This is a genomic window from Vibrio sp. 1751, from assembly GCF_033339895.1.
Classification (GTDB): Bacteria; Pseudomonadota; Gammaproteobacteria; order Enterobacterales; family Vibrionaceae; genus Vibrio; species Vibrio alginolyticus.
Map to the genome: position 1 here is coordinate 1 of NZ_JAWOVM010000046.1, position 16,585 is coordinate 16,585.

General features: G+C 44.8%; 14 protein-coding genes and 2 tRNA genes. 15 read left to right on the forward strand and 1 reads right to left on the reverse strand.

All coding sequences use genetic code 11. From position 1 onward, the window contains the following. The first annotated feature begins 573 nt into the window (after nt 1-573). Nucleotides 574-1,047 carry a transcription elongation factor GreA gene (greA, locus tag R7041_RS14660; protein WP_005380065.1) on the forward strand — a complete coding sequence of 158 codons (474 nt, stop codon included), beginning with the start codon at nt 574-576 and terminating at the stop codon, nt 1,045-1,047. An 84-nt stretch (nt 1,048-1,131) separates the two neighbouring features. Here the strand turns inward: greA and yhbY are convergent, their stop codons facing one another. Then, nucleotides 1,132-1,428 carry a ribosome assembly RNA-binding protein YhbY gene (yhbY, locus tag R7041_RS14665; protein WP_005380066.1) on the reverse strand — a complete coding sequence of 99 codons (297 nt, stop codon included), beginning with the start codon at nt 1,426-1,428 and terminating at the stop codon, nt 1,132-1,134. A gap of 138 nt (nt 1,429-1,566) precedes the next feature. Between yhbY and rlmE the strand changes: the two genes are divergently transcribed. From rlmE to pnp, 14 genes are all read left to right on the forward strand, one after another. Further along, nucleotides 1,567-2,196 carry a 23S rRNA (uridine(2552)-2'-O)-methyltransferase RlmE gene (rlmE, locus tag R7041_RS14670; protein ID WP_053304102.1) on the forward strand — a complete coding sequence of 210 codons (630 nt, stop codon included), beginning with the start codon at nt 1,567-1,569 and terminating at the stop codon, nt 2,194-2,196. A gap of 108 nt (nt 2,197-2,304) precedes the next feature. Continuing rightward, a complete protein-coding gene (gene ftsH / locus R7041_RS14675) occupies nt 2,305-4,278 on the forward strand; it encodes an ATP-dependent zinc metalloprotease FtsH (protein WP_017635895.1) in 1,974 nt (657 codons plus the stop codon). A 52-nt stretch (nt 4,279-4,330) separates the two neighbouring features. Then, nucleotides 4,331-5,161 carry a dihydropteroate synthase gene (gene folP, locus R7041_RS14680; RefSeq protein ID WP_017820419.1) on the forward strand — a complete coding sequence of 277 codons (831 nt, stop codon included), beginning with the start codon at nt 4,331-4,333 and terminating at the stop codon, nt 5,159-5,161. A 19-nt stretch (nt 5,162-5,180) separates the two neighbouring features. After that, on the forward strand, nt 5,181-6,521 hold the full coding sequence (gene glmM, locus R7041_RS14685; RefSeq protein ID WP_005388992.1) for a phosphoglucosamine mutase: 1,341 nt from the start codon (nt 5,181-5,183) through the stop codon (nt 6,519-6,521). A 220-nt stretch (nt 6,522-6,741) separates the two neighbouring features. Then, nucleotides 6,742-7,080 (forward strand): preprotein translocase subunit SecG, encoded by a 339-nt coding sequence (secG, locus tag R7041_RS14690; RefSeq protein ID WP_005380080.1) that lies wholly within the window; start codon nt 6,742-6,744, stop codon nt 7,078-7,080. A 16-nt stretch (nt 7,081-7,096) separates the two neighbouring features. After that, a tRNA-Leu gene (locus tag R7041_RS14695) sits at nt 7,097-7,180 on the forward strand. 56 nt (nt 7,181-7,236) lie between these two features. After that, nucleotides 7,237-7,313 (forward strand) — tRNA-Met (locus tag R7041_RS14700). Between the two features lie 225 nt (nt 7,314-7,538). After that, on the forward strand, nt 7,539-7,994 hold the full coding sequence (gene rimP, locus R7041_RS14705) for a ribosome maturation factor RimP (RefSeq protein WP_005386424.1): 456 nt from the start codon (nt 7,539-7,541) through the stop codon (nt 7,992-7,994). Between the two features lie 36 nt (nt 7,995-8,030). Then, nucleotides 8,031-9,518: a transcription termination factor NusA gene (nusA, locus tag R7041_RS14710; protein WP_005380084.1), complete on the forward strand. Its 1,488-nt coding sequence runs from the start codon at nt 8,031-8,033 to the stop codon at nt 9,516-9,518. A 22-nt stretch (nt 9,519-9,540) separates the two neighbouring features. After that, nucleotides 9,541-12,252, forward strand: coding sequence for a translation initiation factor IF-2 (gene infB, locus R7041_RS14715; protein ID WP_005380086.1), 2,712 nt, complete (start codon nt 9,541-9,543; stop codon nt 12,250-12,252). A 114-nt stretch (nt 12,253-12,366) separates the two neighbouring features. After that, nucleotides 12,367-12,762, forward strand: coding sequence for a 30S ribosome-binding factor RbfA (rbfA, locus tag R7041_RS14720; RefSeq protein ID WP_005380087.1), 396 nt, complete (start codon nt 12,367-12,369; stop codon nt 12,760-12,762). After that, on the forward strand, nt 12,762-13,715 hold the full coding sequence (truB, locus tag R7041_RS14725) for a tRNA pseudouridine(55) synthase TruB (protein ID WP_017820421.1): 954 nt from the start codon (nt 12,762-12,764) through the stop codon (nt 13,713-13,715). The genes rbfA and truB overlap by 1 nt, the downstream gene beginning before the upstream one ends. A gap of 141 nt (nt 13,716-13,856) precedes the next feature. Then, a complete protein-coding gene (gene rpsO, locus R7041_RS14730) occupies nt 13,857-14,126 on the forward strand; it encodes a 30S ribosomal protein S15 (RefSeq protein ID WP_005380094.1) in 270 nt (89 codons plus the stop codon). Nucleotides 14,127-14,418: 292 nt separating this feature from the next. After that, a complete protein-coding gene (gene pnp, locus R7041_RS14735; protein WP_206949401.1) occupies nt 14,419-16,554 on the forward strand; it encodes a polyribonucleotide nucleotidyltransferase in 2,136 nt (711 codons plus the stop codon). The last annotated feature ends 31 nt before the right edge of the window (nt 16,555-16,585 follow it).

The following is a 16,585-nucleotide window of genomic DNA, read 5'->3' on the forward strand; positions in this document are numbered from 1 at the left end:
CAGAAAGAGCAATTAGAGTCTTTTTCATCTTATTTGTCCTAGTTAGCTGTCCATAATCATTGTTGTATGGGGGAGAGGTGATCTCTCACAAGTTGTTGGTCCAAAATTGGCTAATTGAGCGATATAGTTCGCACTTGTAAGCCATTGATCTAACAACTCGCTGGACATGTTTTACTGCTAAAGTTTCCGTATGAGTTAGTAAAATGATATAAATCCCACTGATGAACACTGTTCAATTGTGCGTTGTTTTTATTTAAATTACTGTTTTTGATTGAAATTATTGGCAATGACATTGGCCTGACATTGATTAGTTTTTATCTTTTTTGAGGTTTTTGGTGTAATGAACAGTGTTGTTTTTCAATAAATTGAGAAGGTGATTCGCCCTAGAACCGCTCTAAAAGTGAGTTATATCATTATGCCGAAAAGGCATAGTCTTGCTGTCTTTCGAATTAAGATGATTTCGTCCGGGAGTTTGTTTACACTAAACGAAATACATCTTTAAGCGCACTACCCAGTCCTATGACAGGGTGGGCTTTTTTTGTCCAAAGACCCATTTGGGCTTGAGGTTATAAAATGGAAAAAGTTCCAATGACACTACGTGGCGAGCAAAAGCTACGTGCAGAACTCGATCGTCTACTTAAACTACGTCCTCAGATCTCAGAGGCAATTGCTGAAGCTCGTGAGCTAGGTGATTTAAAAGAGAATGCTGAATATCACGCCGCTCGTGAAGAGCAGGGCATTTGTGAAGCACAAATCCGTGACATTGAATACAAACTGTCAGTTGCTCAAGTTATTGATGTAACGAAGATGGAGAACACGGGTAAAGTTATTTTTGGTTCAACCGTAACCTTGATTGATATCGACACCGAAGAAGAAAAAACGTACCAAATCGTTGGTGATGACGAAGCCGATATCAAAGCAGGTCGCATTTCAGTGAGCTCACCTATTGCTCGTGGCCTGATTGGTAAGATGGAAGGCGATGAAGTTGCTATTCAAACTCCAGGTGGCGCGAAAGACTTCGAAATTGACCGAGTAGAATATATCTAAGTCGTTTGGAGTAGCATTACTACTCTGATAAAACGCAAAAAGGTCGCCTCAGGCGACCTTTTTTCTTCAGCAACGTAAGTAGAGTTACTTACGAGGGATTTCGATTTTACGCTCTTCAGACTGGCGGTATAGCACAAGCACTTTACCAATAGTCTGAACTTTTTCAGCGCCCGTCTCACGTACGATAGCGTCGATGATTAGCTGTTTTGTTTCACGATCTTCCGAAGCAACTTTTACTTTGATAAGTTCGTGATGGTTAAGAGCGATTTCAATTTCTGCTAGCACGGCTTCTGTAAGTCCATTTGCGCCCATTAGCACAACAGGTTTTAAACTGTGAGCTAGGCCTTTAAGGTGCTGCTTTTGTTTGGTGCTTAGGTTCATTACGCGGCCAATTTTCTTTAAAATAAGGGTTGAAAAAAGCTATTTTAACGCCATCTATTGCTGAAGACTATAATTTATTGAGTAATAGGTAGCGCCTATTAAAACAATAGCTCCAATTTGTGCCTTGTTGGGATTAAAATGAGTAAACAAAAACATTCGGCTAGTTCTGGTCGTTGGTTGAAAGAACACTTTGATGATAAATACGCGAATGAAGCCCGAAAAAAAGGCTACCGTTCACGTGCTTATTTCAAGATCGATGAGATTCAAACGAAAGATAAATTGTTAAAGCCTGGAATGACAGTCGTCGACTTGGGGGCTGCGCCGGGCGGATGGTCTCAATATGCTGCTAAGATAGTAGGGGACAGCGGTCAGATCATCGCGTGTGACTTGCTTCCTATGGACCCGATTGCTGGCGTTAGCTTTTTACAAGGCGACTTTCGTGATGATGCGGTATTGGAAGCTTTGCTAGAAAGGATCCAACCTTCCATGGTAGACGTAGTAATGTCTGATATGGCGCCTAACATCGCGGGAAACAATTCTGTTGATCAACCTCGCGCTATGTATTTAGTTGAATTAGCTTTAGATATGTGTCGACAAGTTCTAGCGCCTAATGGTAGCTTTGTCGTAAAGGTTTTCCAAGGGGAAGGCTTCGATCAGTATGTGAAAGAAGTCCGAGACATGTTTACAGCCGTAAAAATTAGAAAACCAGACTCATCGCGAGCTCGCTCTCGAGAGGTCTTCGTCGTAGCCACTGGTTACAAAGGTTAACCATTTTGCTCTCTTGAGAGCGTGTTAACACTATAGCTACAGTTAATGAACTGTAGTACCCTACCTTTAATTACAATTAGTTATCGAGAGGCTTACACCTTGAGTGACATGGCAAAAAATTTAATTCTGTGGCTTGTTATCGCCGTCGTATTGATGTCGGTATTCCAGAGCTTTGGCCCTGGAGAAAGCAATGGCAGAACCGTGGATTACACCACGTTTGTACAGGAAGTTGGCCAAGGCCAGATTCAAGAAGCAACTTTTAAAGACGGTGAAATTAGCTTTGTTCGTCGTGGCGGCGGTGCCAAAATGGTCACTTACATGCCAGTGTATGACCAAAAGCTTCTAGATGACCTAATTAACCAAAACGTGAAAGTACAAGGCACGCCTCCAGAAGAGCAAAGCTTGCTTGGTACTATCTTTATCTCTTGGTTCCCAATGATCTTACTGATTGGTGTATGGATTTTCTTCATGCGTCAAATGCAAGGCGGCGGTGGTAAAGGCGCCATGTCTTTTGGTAAGAGTAAAGCTCGAATGATGAGCGAAGAACAAATCAAGACAACTTTTGCGGACGTTGCTGGTTGTGACGAAGCAAAAGAAGACGTGAAAGAACTGGTGGACTACCTACGCGATCCAAGCCGCTTCCAAAAACTGGGCGGTAAGATTCCAACGGGTGTTCTAATGGTTGGTCCTCCTGGTACGGGTAAAACGCTTCTAGCGAAAGCCATTGCCGGTGAGGCGAAAGTACCATTCTTTACTATCTCTGGTTCTGATTTCGTAGAAATGTTCGTTGGTGTTGGTGCATCTCGTGTGCGTGACATGTTTGAACAAGCAAAGAAAGCTGCACCTTGTATCATCTTTATCGATGAGATCGATGCGGTAGGTCGTCAACGTGGCGCAGGTGTTGGTGGTGGTCATGATGAACGTGAACAAACACTAAACCAAATGCTCGTTGAGATGGATGGTTTCGAAGGTAACGAAGGTATTATCGTTATCGCTGCGACTAACCGTCCGGACGTGCTAGACCCTGCGCTACTGCGTCCTGGTCGTTTTGACCGTCAAGTGGTAGTTGGTCTTCCAGATGTACGTGGCCGTGAACAGATCCTAAAAGTTCACATGCGTAAGGTCCCTCTAGCGGGTGATGTAGAGCCTTCTCTCATCGCACGTGGTACTCCAGGCTTCTCTGGTGCTGACCTAGCAAACTTAGTTAACGAAGCAGCCCTGTTTGCTGCGCGCGGTAACAAGCGCAACGTTTCTATGGTTGAGTTTGAACTGGCGAAAGACAAAATCATGATGGGTGCTGAGCGCCGTTCAATGGTGATGTCTGAGGAAGTGAAAGAGTCAACCGCATACCACGAAGCGGGTCACGCGATTGTTGGTCGCTTGGTTCCTGAACACGATCCAGTGTACAAAGTGTCTATCATTCCACGTGGTCGTGCGTTGGGTGTAACAATGTACCTTCCAGAGCAGGACCGCGTGAGTATGTCTCGCCAACACCTAGAATCAATGATTTCTAGCTTGTACGGTGGTCGTTTAGCAGAAGAACTTATCTACGGTGCTGACAAAGTATCAACCGGTGCTTCTAATGATATCGAGCGCGCAACAGATATTGCTCGTAAGATGGTTACTCAATGGGGTTTCTCTGAAAAGCTTGGCCCTCTGCTGTATGCAGAAGATGAAGGCGAAGTGTTCTTAGGGCGTAGTGTAACTCAGACTAAACATGTGTCTGACGATACAGCGAAGTTGATTGATGACGAAGTTCGTCAGATCATTGACCGCAACTACGATCGTGCGAAGAAGATTCTTCAAGAGAACATGGATATCATGCATGCGATGAAAGATGCGCTGATGAAGTATGAAACCATTGATGCTCGCCAGATTGATGACTTAATGGAGCGCAAAGCTGAAATTCGTGAGCCTGCGGGCTGGAGTGATAACTCAGCAAGCAAACCAGAAGACAGCGACAAGCCTCAAGCAAAGCAAGAAGTTAAAGAAGAAGCAACGGAGACTGCGAAAGATGCAGAACAGCCTAGCTCTTCTGAAACAACTTCTAACGAAGCGCCTGAAAAGAAAGACTCTGAATAAAGAGTATCGATAATATTAAACCCCGAGTTATCTCGGGGTTTTTGTGTTTATGATGATGATTACAGCAAATAACAAATCTTTGGACCTTTCGCGTCCACATGTCATGGCCATTCTAAATGTGACACCGGATTCCTTTTCGGATGGCGGTAAATACAACTCAATTGAACTTGCTCTTGCTCAAGTTGATAAAATGATAAAGGCTGGTGTAAGTATTGTTGATGTTGGTGGTGAATCAACAAGACCTGGTGCACCGGATGTGTCTTTGGAAGAAGAGCTTAGGCGTGTTGTCCCAGTAATCAAAGCCATTCGTGAAAAATATGATGTATGGATTTCCGTTGACACCAGTAAAGCAGAAGTGATGCGTCAAGCAATTGATGCTGGGGCTGATTTGATCAATGACATCCGCTCGCTGCAAGAGCCAGGTGCTCTGGAAGTCGCAGCAGAAGCAAACCTTCCAATTTGTCTGATGCATATGAAAGGTCAGCCTAGGACCATGCAAGTTGACCCTCATTATGATGATTTAATGGGGGACGTGTCGGCTTTTCTAGAAGAACGTATCGCGGCGTGTGAAGCAGCAGGGATTGATAAATCTCAACTGATTCTCGATCCTGGGTTTGGCTTTGGCAAAACAATCGAACACAATTATCATATGCTTGCTCATCTTGAAAAGTTTCATGAATTCGGCCTGCCTATTTTGGCTGGCATGTCTCGTAAATCCATGATCTTCAAACTGTTAGACAAGCCAGCGGCAGAGTGTACGAACGCAAGTGTCGTTTGTGCTACGATTGCCGCGATGAAAGGCGCGCAGATCATTCGCGTGCATGACTTTGAAGAGACAATCGAAGCGATGAAAGTTGTTGAGATGACGAAAAACAATATTTAAAAATAATAAAGGAAAGTTTATGTCGAATGAAAGACGTTACTTTGGTACTGACGGTGTGCGCGGTAAAGTAGGACAATACCCAATCACTCCAGACTTCGTACTTAAGCTTGGCTGGGCTGCTGGTCGTGTACTAGCGAAACAAGGCACAAAGAAAGTTATCATAGGTAAAGATACACGTATTTCAGGTTATATGCTTGAATCTGCACTAGAGGCTGGCCTTGCAGCTGCGGGACTTAAAGCAACATTTACTGGTCCCATGCCAACTCCAGCTGTGGCATATTTAACTCAGACTTTCCGTGCCGAGGCTGGTATTGTGATTTCTGCATCACATAACCCATATTACGACAACGGCATTAAATTCTTTTCTTCTGAGGGTACTAAGCTACCTGACGATATCGAATTGGCGATCGAAGCTGAGTTAGATAAAGAAATTGAATGTGTGGAGTCTGCTGAGCTTGGTAAAGCAACCCGCCTAAATGATGCAGCTGGTCGTTACATCGAATTCTGTAAGAGTACTTTCCCATCTGAGTTGAGCCTTGCGAACTTTAAGATCGTAGTAGACTGTGCGCACGGTGCGACGTACCACATCGCTCCAAATGTTTTCAAAGAACTTGGGGCAGAAGTTATCGCTATGGGCGTAGAGCCTAACGGCATCAACATTAATGAAAAAGTGGGCGCAACAGACGTACGAGCTCTTCAACAGCGTGTTGTTGAAGAGCAAGCGCATCTTGGTCTCGCATTTGATGGTGATGGTGACCGCATCATTATGGTCGACCACCTAGGTAACAAAGTTGATGGGGACCAAATTGCTTATATCATCGCTCGTGATGCACTTCGTCGTGGTGAGCTAAAGGGTGGTGTTGTTGGTACACTAATGACTAACTTGGGTATGGAAAATGGTTTAAAGCAGCTAGGCATTCCGTTTGTACGTGCTGCTGTTGGTGACCGTTATGTCATGGAGCAACTGCTAGAAAAAGGTTGGAAAATTGGTGCTGAAAACTCAGGCCATGTGATCTTATTAGATAAAGTCACAACCGGCGATGCGATTGTTGCTGCACTTCAAGTACTTGCTTCTGTAATTGGCAGCGATATGTCTCTATATGAACTATCGCAAGGAATGACATTATATCCTCAGGTTTTAGAAAATGTCCGTTTCTCAGGAGAAAGTAACCCTCTTGAAGCTACAGCTGTATTAAACGCTGTCGCTGAAGTAGAGGCGACACTTGGTGATAAAGGGCGTGTACTGCTGCGTAAGTCTGGCACTGAGCCTTTGATCCGCGTTATGGTGGAAGGCGAAGATGGTGAACTAGTTCAACACTCAGCATTGAAAATCGCTGAGGCTGTTAAAGCAAGTTGTTAATCATTGCGTTAAAGCATGTCTTGAATGAAAAGGGCATCTTTTGCCCTTTTTTTGAGCGCTTAACGCATTGGCATTGATTTTTTACTAATTTTCCCTTGTCAGCGTTACTGGCTTTCGCTAGTATTGCTCCGCCTCCCGTTAGGAGGTCGCTAGCCTTGTTCATTATGATTTGTTCTTTTGAACGGCGCTGGCTCAACAATTTGGAACATAGGTGGAAAAAATGTTTTCAGTTCTACTTGTGATTTACCTGTTGGCAGCGCTTGGTGTGATTGGCCTTGTGTTGATTCAACAAGGTAAAGGCGCAGATATGGGAGCCTCGTTCGGTGCTGGTGCTTCAAACACAGTGTTTGGTGCTGGCGGCTCAGGTAATTTCTTAACCCGAACAACTGCTATTTTAGCAACCGTATTCTTTATCGTTAGCTTGTTACTTGGTCGTATGTCTACGCACCAGACTGAATCACAATGGGTAGACCCAACGTTAGGTCAACCAGTTGTTGAACAAGTTAAGGACGCAGCGAGTGAAGTTCCTGCCCCTGCGGGTGATGAAATTCCTCAATAAGCTGTAAGGTTTTGATGCCGAGATGGTGAAATTGGTAGACACGCTAGCATGAGGTGCTAGTGCCTTAGGTGTGAGGGTTCGAGTCCCTCTCTCGGCACCATGTATTTACAAACTTGTAAATCACTTGTTTGCGAGTATAATGCTCAGCAAGTCGGACGCGGGGTGGAGCAGCTTGGTAGCTCGTCGGGCTCATAACCCGAAGGTCGTCGGTTCAAATCCGGCCCCCGCAACCAATCTCTTTCTTTAAAAGGAAATCGTAGATTGGCAAGTTTGCGTAGTGCTAACCACACTACGAGTTAAGAAAAGCAATTGTTGGCTATTCTTAACGTATCAGGGTCCAGCAGCATAAAACCCCGACTATCGGGGTTTTTTGTTATCTGAGCTTTTTGAAATAGCTCAGATACTGCTTGGTTTTTTGATTGGGCTCTGAGCCCTTTTTTTGTTTCTGGAGTGGTTAAATGACTGGTTTAGAAAGACAACTTACTGAAATGCTTGACGCGCCAGTAGCGGCATCAGGTTATGAGTTAGTTGGATTAGAATTCATTCGTGCAGGCGCGCACTCAACGTTACGTATCTACATTGACCATGAAAATGGTATTAACGTAGACGACTGTGCAGAAGTTAGCCACCAAGTTAGTGCAGTTTTAGACGTTGAAGATCCAATTTCTGTTGCTTACAGCCTAGAAGTGTCTTCTCCAGGTTTAGAAAGACCACTTTTTAAAGCAGCACATTACGAGCAATTTATTGGTCACGAGGTCAGCATCGTATTGAAAATGGCTGTAGCAAACCGTCGTAAGTGGAAAGGTATTATCCACGGTGTTGATGGCGAAACAGTGACAATTACTGTAGACGGTCAGCAAGAAGAGTTTGCTCTAAGTAACATTTCCAAAGCTAACCTGATCCCTAAATTTTAGTTCCCTAAAAAAGTTTAAGCTTAGAGGCTAAATATAATGAGTAAAGAAATTTTAGCGGTAGCAGAAGCGGTATCGAACGAAAAAGCGGTACCTCGTGAGCGTATCTTTGAGGCTCTTGAGATTGCTCTAGCAACTTCTACAAAGAAAAAATACGAAATCGAAATCGACGTACGTGTTGCCATTGACCGTAAAACCGGTGAATTTGTAACTTACCGCCGTTGGTTAGTTGTTGATGACGTTGAGAACCCTACAAAAGAGATCTCACTAGAAGCAGCGCAATACGAAGATGACTCAATCGAGCTTGGCGACTACGTAGAAGACGAAATCGAATCAGTAACGTTTGACCGTATTACGACTCAAACTGCTAAGCAAGTTATCGTTCAAAAAGTTCGTGAAGCTGAGCGCGCACAAATCGTTGAACAGTTCATCGACAATGAAGGTGATCTAATCACTGGTGTCGTGAAAAAAGTAAACCGTGACACAATCGTGCTTGATCTTGGTAATAACGCTGAAGCGGTAATCCTGCGTGATGACCAACTTCCTCGTGAAAACTTCCGTCCAGGCGACCGCGTACGTGGCCTTCTTTACAAAGTCGCGCCTGAAGCACGTGGTTTCCAATTGTTCATCACTCGTTCTAAGCCAGAAATGTTGGCAGAACTGTTCCGTGTTGAAGTGCCTGAAATCGCAGAAGATATTATCGAGCTTAAAGGCGCAGCACGTGATCCTGGTTCTCGTGCTAAGATCGCTGTCAAAACAAATGACAAACGTATCGACCCTGTAGGTGCGTGTGTTGGTATGCGTGGTGCACGTGTACAAGCTGTTTCTGGCGAACTTGGTGGGGAGCGTATCGATATCGTTCTTTGGGATGATAACCCAGCTCAATTCGTTATCAACGCAATGGCGCCAGCTGATGTTGCTTCTATCATCGTTGATGAGGATGCACACTCAATGGACATCGCAGTTGAAGCAGACAACCTAGCGCAAGCTATCGGTCGTAACGGTCAAAACGTGCGTCTAGCATCTCAACTAACCGGTTGGGAACTGAATGTTATGACAGTTGCTGATCTTCAGAAGAAACACGCTGAAGAATCACAAGCATCTATTGAAAACTTCATGAAGTACCTAGATATTGAAGAAGACTTCGCTCAACTTCTTGTTGAAGAAGGTTTCTCAACTCTAGAAGAAATCGCATACGTGCCAGTTAACGAGCTACTAGAAATCGATGGTTTGAATGAAGAACTAATCGAAGAGCTTCGTGGACGTGCAAAAGATGCACTAACGACGATCGCACTAGCACAAGAAGAGTCTTTTGAAGGTCTAGAACCAGCTGAGGACCTACTTGCACTTGAAGGTCTTGAGCGTGAGATGGCATTTAAATTGGCAGCGAAAGGTGTAGCGACACTGGAAGATCTTGCTGACCAAGGTATTGACGATTTAGAAGGTATCGAAGGCCTGACCGAAGAACGTGCAGGTGAGCTAATTATGGCCGCACGTAACATCTGTTGGTTCGGCGAAGAAGCATAATTTTCGGCAAGGAGGAAGCGGCATGACACAATTAACAGTTAAAGCACTGAGTGATGAGATTGGTACGCCAGTCGACCGCTTGATTGAACAACTTGCTGACGCTGGCATTAAAAAGGCGAGCTCTGACAATGTTACTGATGAAGAGAAGCAGAAGCTTCTCTCTCATTTAAAGAAAGAACACGGTGATAAGTCAGGTGATTCAGAGCCGACTCGCCTTACGCTTCAGCGTAAAACTCGTAGTACACTTAGTGTGAACGCGGGTGGTGGTAAGAGTAAGAATGTTCAGGTTGAGGTGCGCAAAAAACGTACATACGTGAAGCGCAGCACAATTGAAGATGAAGCGAAACGTGAAGCTGAAGAAGCAGCACAACGTGAAGCAGAAGAAGCAGCAAAACGTGCAGCAGAAGAAGCTGCAAAACGTGAAGCTGAAGAAGCTGCAAAACGTGAAGCTGAAGAAGCTGCAAAACGTGAAGCGGAAGAAAAAGCGAAACGTGAAGCTGAAGAAAAAGCGAAGCGAGACGTAGATACGAATGCACAACGTAATGCTGAAGAAAAAGCAAAGCGTGATGCTGAAGAGAAAATTAAGCAAGAAGCAGCGCGAAAAGAGGCCGACGAGCTTAAACGTCGTCAGGAAGAAGAAGCTAAGCGTAAGGCTGAAGAGGAAAGTCAGCGCAAGCTTGAAGAAGCTCGCGAATTGGCTGAAAAGAATAAAGAGCGTTGGTCTGCTGCAGAAGAGAAAAAGGGTGATATGGAAGATACAGATTACCATGTAACGACTTCACAATACGCACGTGAAGCCGAAGATGAAGCAGATCGCAAAGTAGAAGGCGGTCGTCGTAAGAAGAAAAAAGCAGCTTCGGGTAAAGACGACCAAGCTCGCGGTGGCCGTAACAACCAACGTGGCGGTAGAGGTCGTAAGGGCAAACTTGCTAAGCCGACTTCAATGCAGCACGGGTTTGATAAGTCAGCAACGGTTGCTAAGCAAGACGTTGTAATTGGCGAAACGATCGTTCTATCAGAACTTGCTAACAAGATGTCGGTTAAAGCGACAGAAGTTATCAAAGTAATGATGAAGATGGGCGCTATGGCGACTATCAACCAAGTGATCGACCAAGAAACAGCACAACTTGTTGCTGAAGAAATGGGCCATAAAGTAGTTCTTCGTAAAGAGAACGAACTGGAAGAAGCGGTACTATCTGACCGTGACACTAACGCGGAAGCAGTTCCACGTGCTCCAGTTGTTACTATCATGGGTCACGTTGACCACGGTAAAACGTCAACACTTGACTACATCCGTCGCACACACGTTGCTTCTGGCGAAGCGGGTGGTATTACTCAGCACATTGGTGCGTACCACGTTGAAACAGACAACGGCATGATCACGTTCCTTGATACTCCTGGACACGCAGCGTTTACTGCAATGCGTGCTCGAGGTGCTCAAGCAACAGATATCGTTGTTCTTGTAGTTGCAGCAGACGATGGCGTAATGCCACAAACAGTAGAAGCGATTCAGCACGCGAAAGCGGCAGGCGTTCCTCTAATTGTTGCTGTGAACAAGATCGATAAAGAAGATGCGAACCCAGATAACGTTAAGAACGAGCTTGCTCAATACGACGTTATTCCTGAAGAGTGGGGCGGTGAGAACATGTTCGTTCACATCTCTGCTAAACAGGGTACAAACATCGATGGTCTTCTAGAAGCAATCCTTCTTCAGTCTGAAGTTCTTGAACTTACAGCTGTAGCTGAAGGCATGGCATCTGGTGTTGTTGTTGAATCTCGCCTAGATAAAGGTCGTGGTCCAGTTGCAACAGTACTTGTTCAATCAGGTACACTAAACAAAGGCGACATCGTTCTTTGTGGTCAAGAATACGGCCGTGTTCGTGCAATGCGTGATGAGCTAGGTAAAGAAATTACTTCGGCTGGCCCATCTATCCCTGTAGAGATCCTAGGTCTTTCAGGTGTACCATCTTCAGGTGATGAAGCAACAGTAGTTCGTGACGAGCGTAAAGCGCGTGAAGTAGCTAACTACCGTGCTGGTAAGTTCCGTGAAGTGAAACTTGCTCGTCAGCAGAAATCTAAACTAGAGAACATGTTCTCTAACATGACTGCTGGTGAAGTTGCTGAACTTAACGTTGTACTTAAAGCAGACGTTCAAGGTTCTGTAGAAGCAATCGCAGACTCCCTAGTTAAGCTATCTACTGACGAAGTTAAAGTGAACATCGTTGGTTCTGGTGTTGGTGGTATTACGGAAACTGACGTAGTACTAGCAGAAGCTTCAAACGCAATCATCCTTGGCTTTAACGTTCGTGCAGATGCTTCTGCTCGCCGTGCTGTTGAAGCCGCAGCTGTTGACTTACGTTACTACTCAATCATTTACCAATTGATTGACGAAGTGAAACAAGCAATGGGCGGTATGCTTGCTCCAGAATTCAAGCAAGAGATCATTGGTCTTGCTGAAGTTCGTGACGTGTTTAAGTCACCGAAACTGGGCGCTATCGCTGGTTGTATGGTTACAGAAGGTGTGATCAAGCGTAACAACCCAATCCGTGTACTACGTGATAACGTTGTTATTTACGAAGGTGAACTAGAGTCACTACGTCGTTTCAAAGATGACGTTCAAGAAGTTAAGAATGGCTACGAATGTGGTATCGGCGTTAAGAACTACAATGATGTTCGCGTTGGTGACCAAATCGAAGTCTTCGAAATCGTTGAAATTAAACGTACTCTAGACTAATTGACTAAAATTACTAATATTGTCTTTGAAAGATAAGTAGTAATTGGTTGTTGAATACACCATGGGGGGCTGGCTTTGACCAACCCCCCATTCTTTCTATATAAGAGTAAAGATATGTCAAAAGAATTTAGCCGCACGCAGCGCGTTGCACAGCAGCTGCAAAAAGAACTAGCGATGATCCTTCAACGTGAAGTTCGTGACTCTCGCCTTGGCATGGTGACGATCTCAGACGTAGAAGTCTCTCGTGACCTAGCTTACGCAAAAGTATTTGTGACCTTCCTGTGTGTGGGTGAGCAAACACCAGAATCATGTCTAGCAGCGCTACGTGAGCACGAAGTGCACATTCGCATGATGTTAGGTAAGCGTATTCGTCTACGTTTAACTCCAGAAATCCGCTTCCACTATGACAATACGCTTGTTGAAGGTATGCGTATGTCTAACCTAGTGTCTGAAGTCGTTAGTTCAGACAAACAAAAGCAAAAAGATTCTGGTCGTGAGGACGAAGAATAATGGCTCGTCGTCGTAAAGGTCGTCCAATTAATGGCGTTATACTGTTGGACAAACCAACAGGTATCTCTTCCAATGATGCACTGCAAAAAGTAAAGCGAATCTACTTTGCTGAGAAAGCAGGCCACACTGGAGCCTTGGACCCATTAGCGACAGGCATGCTGCCAATTTGCTTGGGTGAAGCGACAAAATTTTCTCAGTTTCTTCTTGATTCTGATAAACGCTACCGTGTGATCGCAAAGCTGGGTGAACGTACCAATACGTCTGACTCGGATGGTGAAGTTGTAGAGACGCGTCCAGTCGATGTTACGTTAGACAAGCTAGAAGCGTGCATCGATCAGTTCCGTGGTGAATCTGATCAAGTGCCTTCCATGTTCTCTGCGTTGAAGTATCAAGGTAAACCCTTGTATGAATACGCTCGTAAAGGCATCGAAGTTCCGCGTGAATCTCGTAAGATCACGGTATATGAGATTGTTCTTCACCGTTTTGAAGGCGATGAAGTAGAGATGGAAGTGCACTGCTCTAAAGGTACCTATATTCGTACTATCGTTGATGATCTGGGCGAAATGTTAGGTTGTGGTGCGCACGTAACTATGCTTCGTCGTACTGGTGTTGCTAAATACCCTTACGAGAATATGGTAACACTTGAGCAACTAAATGAGTTGCTAGAGCAAGCTCACCGCGAGGAACGAGCGCCTCGAGAACTACTGGACCCACTGCTTTTGCCAATGGATACAGCGGTAGAAGACTTACCAGAAGTCAACTTGGTGCCTGAACTGGCGGATATGGTCCAACATGGGCAGCCCGTTCAAGTATTTGGTGCTCCGACAGAGGGCTCACTTCGCCTTACTATGGGTGAAGAACGCTTGTTTATTGGCGTTGGCGAAATGAACGAAGATGGCAAAATCGCTCCTAAGCGATTGGTCGTGTTCCGAGATGACGTTGCATCCAAGTAAATGATTGAAAATACCGACCTGAGTGTCGGTATTTTTATATTGCACGAGATAGGAAATTTCCCTATAATCCGCGCTTCGCGTAGCGGCTGAATCAGAGATTGGCTGCTACAACTTTAAACCTACTCTTATTAGGAGAGAATTATGTCTCTGAATGCAGAAACTAAAGCAGCAATCGTTGCAGAATACGCACAAGGCGAAGGCGACACTGGTTCACCAGAAGTTCAAGTAGCTCTACTTACAGCTTCTATCAACCACCTACAAGGTCACTTCAAAGCGCACAAAGGCGATCACCACAGCCGTCGTGGTCTTCTACGCATGGTTTCTCGTCGTCGTAAGCTTCTAGATTACCTAAAAGGTAAAAACCTAGCTCGCTACCAAGACCTAATCAAACGTCTAGGCCTACGTCGCTAATCAGCGACTGCATAGCAGTTTGTCTAAAAAGGGGCTTTATGCCCCTTTTTTGTTGCCTAAATTTAGCCAAATTAGACTTATGCCGTTATAATACTGGCGGCTAAACCTTGTAAGAGGTTTTCTCAAAAGCTCATAGCATTACAGTCAACCACGTCGACCAAAAGGTCGCGACTATTCAAAAGGAATTTCCGAGTTTCTTTTTACTAGTCGCGATTCGTAATGCCTTGAGTGTCAATTAACACATCTAAGATTTCTTTAAGCACTAAAGGAAGATTAGAAACAAGGAATAACAATGTTCGAAAAACCAGTTGTTAAAACGTTCCAGTACGGTAACCACACAGTTACTTTAGAAACTGGCGTTATTGCACGTCAAGCTACAGCAGCAGTTATGGTCACAATGGATGATACGTCTGTATTCGTATCTGTTGTAGGTAAAAAAGAAGCCGTTGCAGGTCAAGACTTCTTCCCACTAACGGTTAACTACCAAGAGCGTACTTACGCTGCGGGTAAAATTCCAGGCGGCTTCTTCAAACGTGAAGGTCGTCCTTCTGAAGGCGAAACGCTAACAGCTCGTCTAATCGACCGTCCAATCCGTCCGCTATTCCCAGACGCGTTTAAAAACGAAGTTCAGGTTATCGCGACAGTAATGTCTGTAAACCCAGATGTTCAGCCAGATATCGTTACAATGATCGGTACTTCTGCTGCTCTTGCTATCTCTGGCATTCCATTCAACGGCCCTATCGGTGCGGCGCGTGTTGGTCATATCGATGGTCAGCTTGTACTTAACCCTAGCCAAACTGAACTAGAAACTTCTAAGCTTGACCTTGTTGTTGCAGGTACAGAGTCAGCAGTACTGATGGTTGAGTCAGAAGCGGACAACCTAACTGAAGAAGAAATGCTAGCGGCGGTTGTTTATGGTCATGACCAACAACAAGTTGCTATTCAAGCTATCAACGAATTCAAAGCAGAAGTTGCAACTCCTGCTTGGGATTGGGTTGCTCCTGAAGAGAACACAGCGCTTAAAAATAAGATTGCTGATCTAGCAGAAGCTAAACTTGTTGAAGCTTACCAAATTACTGAGAAAATGGCTCGTTACGACCGCATCCATGAGATCGCTGCGGAAGTAAATGAAGTTCTTCTTGCTGAAGATCCTGAAGCAGACACAAAAGAAATCCACACTATCTTCCATGATCTAGAGAAGACAGTAGTACGTAGCCGTATTATTGCAGGTAACCCTCGTATCGATGGCCGTGAAAAAGACATGGTTCGTGCACTAGATGTACGTACTGGTGTTCTTCCTCGTACTCACGGTAGCGCGCTATTCACTCGTGGTGAAACTCAGGCGATCGTTACGGCAACGCTAGGTACTCAGCGTGATGCTCAAATCATCGATGAGCTAACTGGTGAGCGTAAAGATCACTTCCTACTGCACTACAACTTCCCTCCATACTGTGTAGGTGAAACTGGTTTTGTAGGTTCTCCTAAGCGTCGTGAAATCGGCCACGGTAAACTGGCGAAGCGTGGTATTGCTGCAGTAATGCCTTCTGTTGATGAGTTCCCATACACAGTACGTGTTGTATCGGAAATCACTGAATCTAACGGTTCATCTTCAATGGCTTCAGTATGTGGTACTTCTCTTGCGCTTATGGACGCAGGTGTACCAATCAAAGCATCTGTTGCTGGTATTGCAATGGGTCTTGTTAAAGAAGGTGACGATTTCGTTGTACTTTCTGACATCCTTGGCGATGAAGACCACCTAGGTGACATGGACTTTAAAGTAGCAGGTACTAACACTGGTATCACTGCACTTCAAATGGACATCAAGATCGAAGGCATCACTAAAGAAATCATGCAAATTGCGCTTAACCAAGCTCAAGGCGCACGTAAGCACATCCTATCTGTAATGGATGAAGCAATCTCTGGTGCTCGTGAAGACATCTCTGAATTTGCTCCGCGTATTCACACGATGAAGATCAGCGCTGAGAAGATCAAAGACGTTATCGGTAAAGGTGGTGCAGTTATCCGTGCTCTAACTGAAGAGACTGGTACAACTATCGAAATCGAAGACGACGGTACTATCAAGATTGCGGCAACTGAAGGCACTGCTGCGAAAGAAGCTATCCGCCGTATCGAAGAGATCACTGCTGAAGTTGAAGTGGGCCGTATCTACACAGGTAAAGTTGTACGTCTAGCAGACTTCGGTGCATTCGTAACGGTTCTTCCAGGCAAAGATGGTCTTGTACACATTTCTCAAATCGCAGAAAAACGCGTAGAGAAAGTGTCTGACTACCTAGCTGAAGGTCAAGAAGTTCAAGTTAAAGTTCTTGAAATCGACCGCCAAGGCCGTGTACGTCTAAGCATGAAAGAAGCGGTAGAAAAGCCAGCTGAAGAAGCTGCTGCTGAAGCACCAGCTGCTAAAGACGAGTAAGACAAAATGAGACTTTCAGCCTTTTATTAGA

What these genes read in the sequence shown, in the direction of transcription:
- yhbY (WP_005380066.1), bottom strand. Translation starts at nt 1,428, where the DNA reads ATGAACCTAAGCACCAAACAAAAGCAGCACCTTAAAGGCCTAGCTCAC.
- rbfA (WP_005380087.1), top strand. Translation starts at nt 12,367, where the DNA reads ATGTCAAAAGAATTTAGCCGCACGCAGCGCGTTGCACAGCAGCTGCAA.
- nusA (WP_005380084.1), top strand. Translation starts at nt 8,031, where the DNA reads ATGAGTAAAGAAATTTTAGCGGTAGCAGAAGCGGTATCGAACGAAAAA.
- greA (WP_005380065.1), top strand. Translation starts at nt 574, where the DNA reads ATGGAAAAAGTTCCAATGACACTACGTGGCGAGCAAAAGCTACGTGCA.
- glmM (WP_005388992.1), top strand. Translation starts at nt 5,181, where the DNA reads ATGTCGAATGAAAGACGTTACTTTGGTACTGACGGTGTGCGCGGTAAA.
- ftsH (WP_017635895.1), top strand. Translation starts at nt 2,305, where the DNA reads ATGGCAAAAAATTTAATTCTGTGGCTTGTTATCGCCGTCGTATTGATG.
- rpsO (WP_005380094.1), top strand. Translation starts at nt 13,857, where the DNA reads ATGTCTCTGAATGCAGAAACTAAAGCAGCAATCGTTGCAGAATACGCA.
- rlmE (WP_053304102.1), top strand. Translation starts at nt 1,567, where the DNA reads ATGAGTAAACAAAAACATTCGGCTAGTTCTGGTCGTTGGTTGAAAGAA.
- rimP (WP_005386424.1), top strand. Translation starts at nt 7,539, where the DNA reads ATGACTGGTTTAGAAAGACAACTTACTGAAATGCTTGACGCGCCAGTA.
- pnp (WP_206949401.1), top strand. Translation starts at nt 14,419, where the DNA reads ATGTTCGAAAAACCAGTTGTTAAAACGTTCCAGTACGGTAACCACACA.
- folP (WP_017820419.1), top strand. Translation starts at nt 4,331, where the DNA reads ATGATGATTACAGCAAATAACAAATCTTTGGACCTTTCGCGTCCACAT.
- infB (WP_005380086.1), top strand. Translation starts at nt 9,541, where the DNA reads ATGACACAATTAACAGTTAAAGCACTGAGTGATGAGATTGGTACGCCA.
- secG (WP_005380080.1), top strand. Translation starts at nt 6,742, where the DNA reads ATGTTTTCAGTTCTACTTGTGATTTACCTGTTGGCAGCGCTTGGTGTG.
- truB (WP_017820421.1), top strand. Translation starts at nt 12,762, where the DNA reads ATGGCTCGTCGTCGTAAAGGTCGTCCAATTAATGGCGTTATACTGTTG.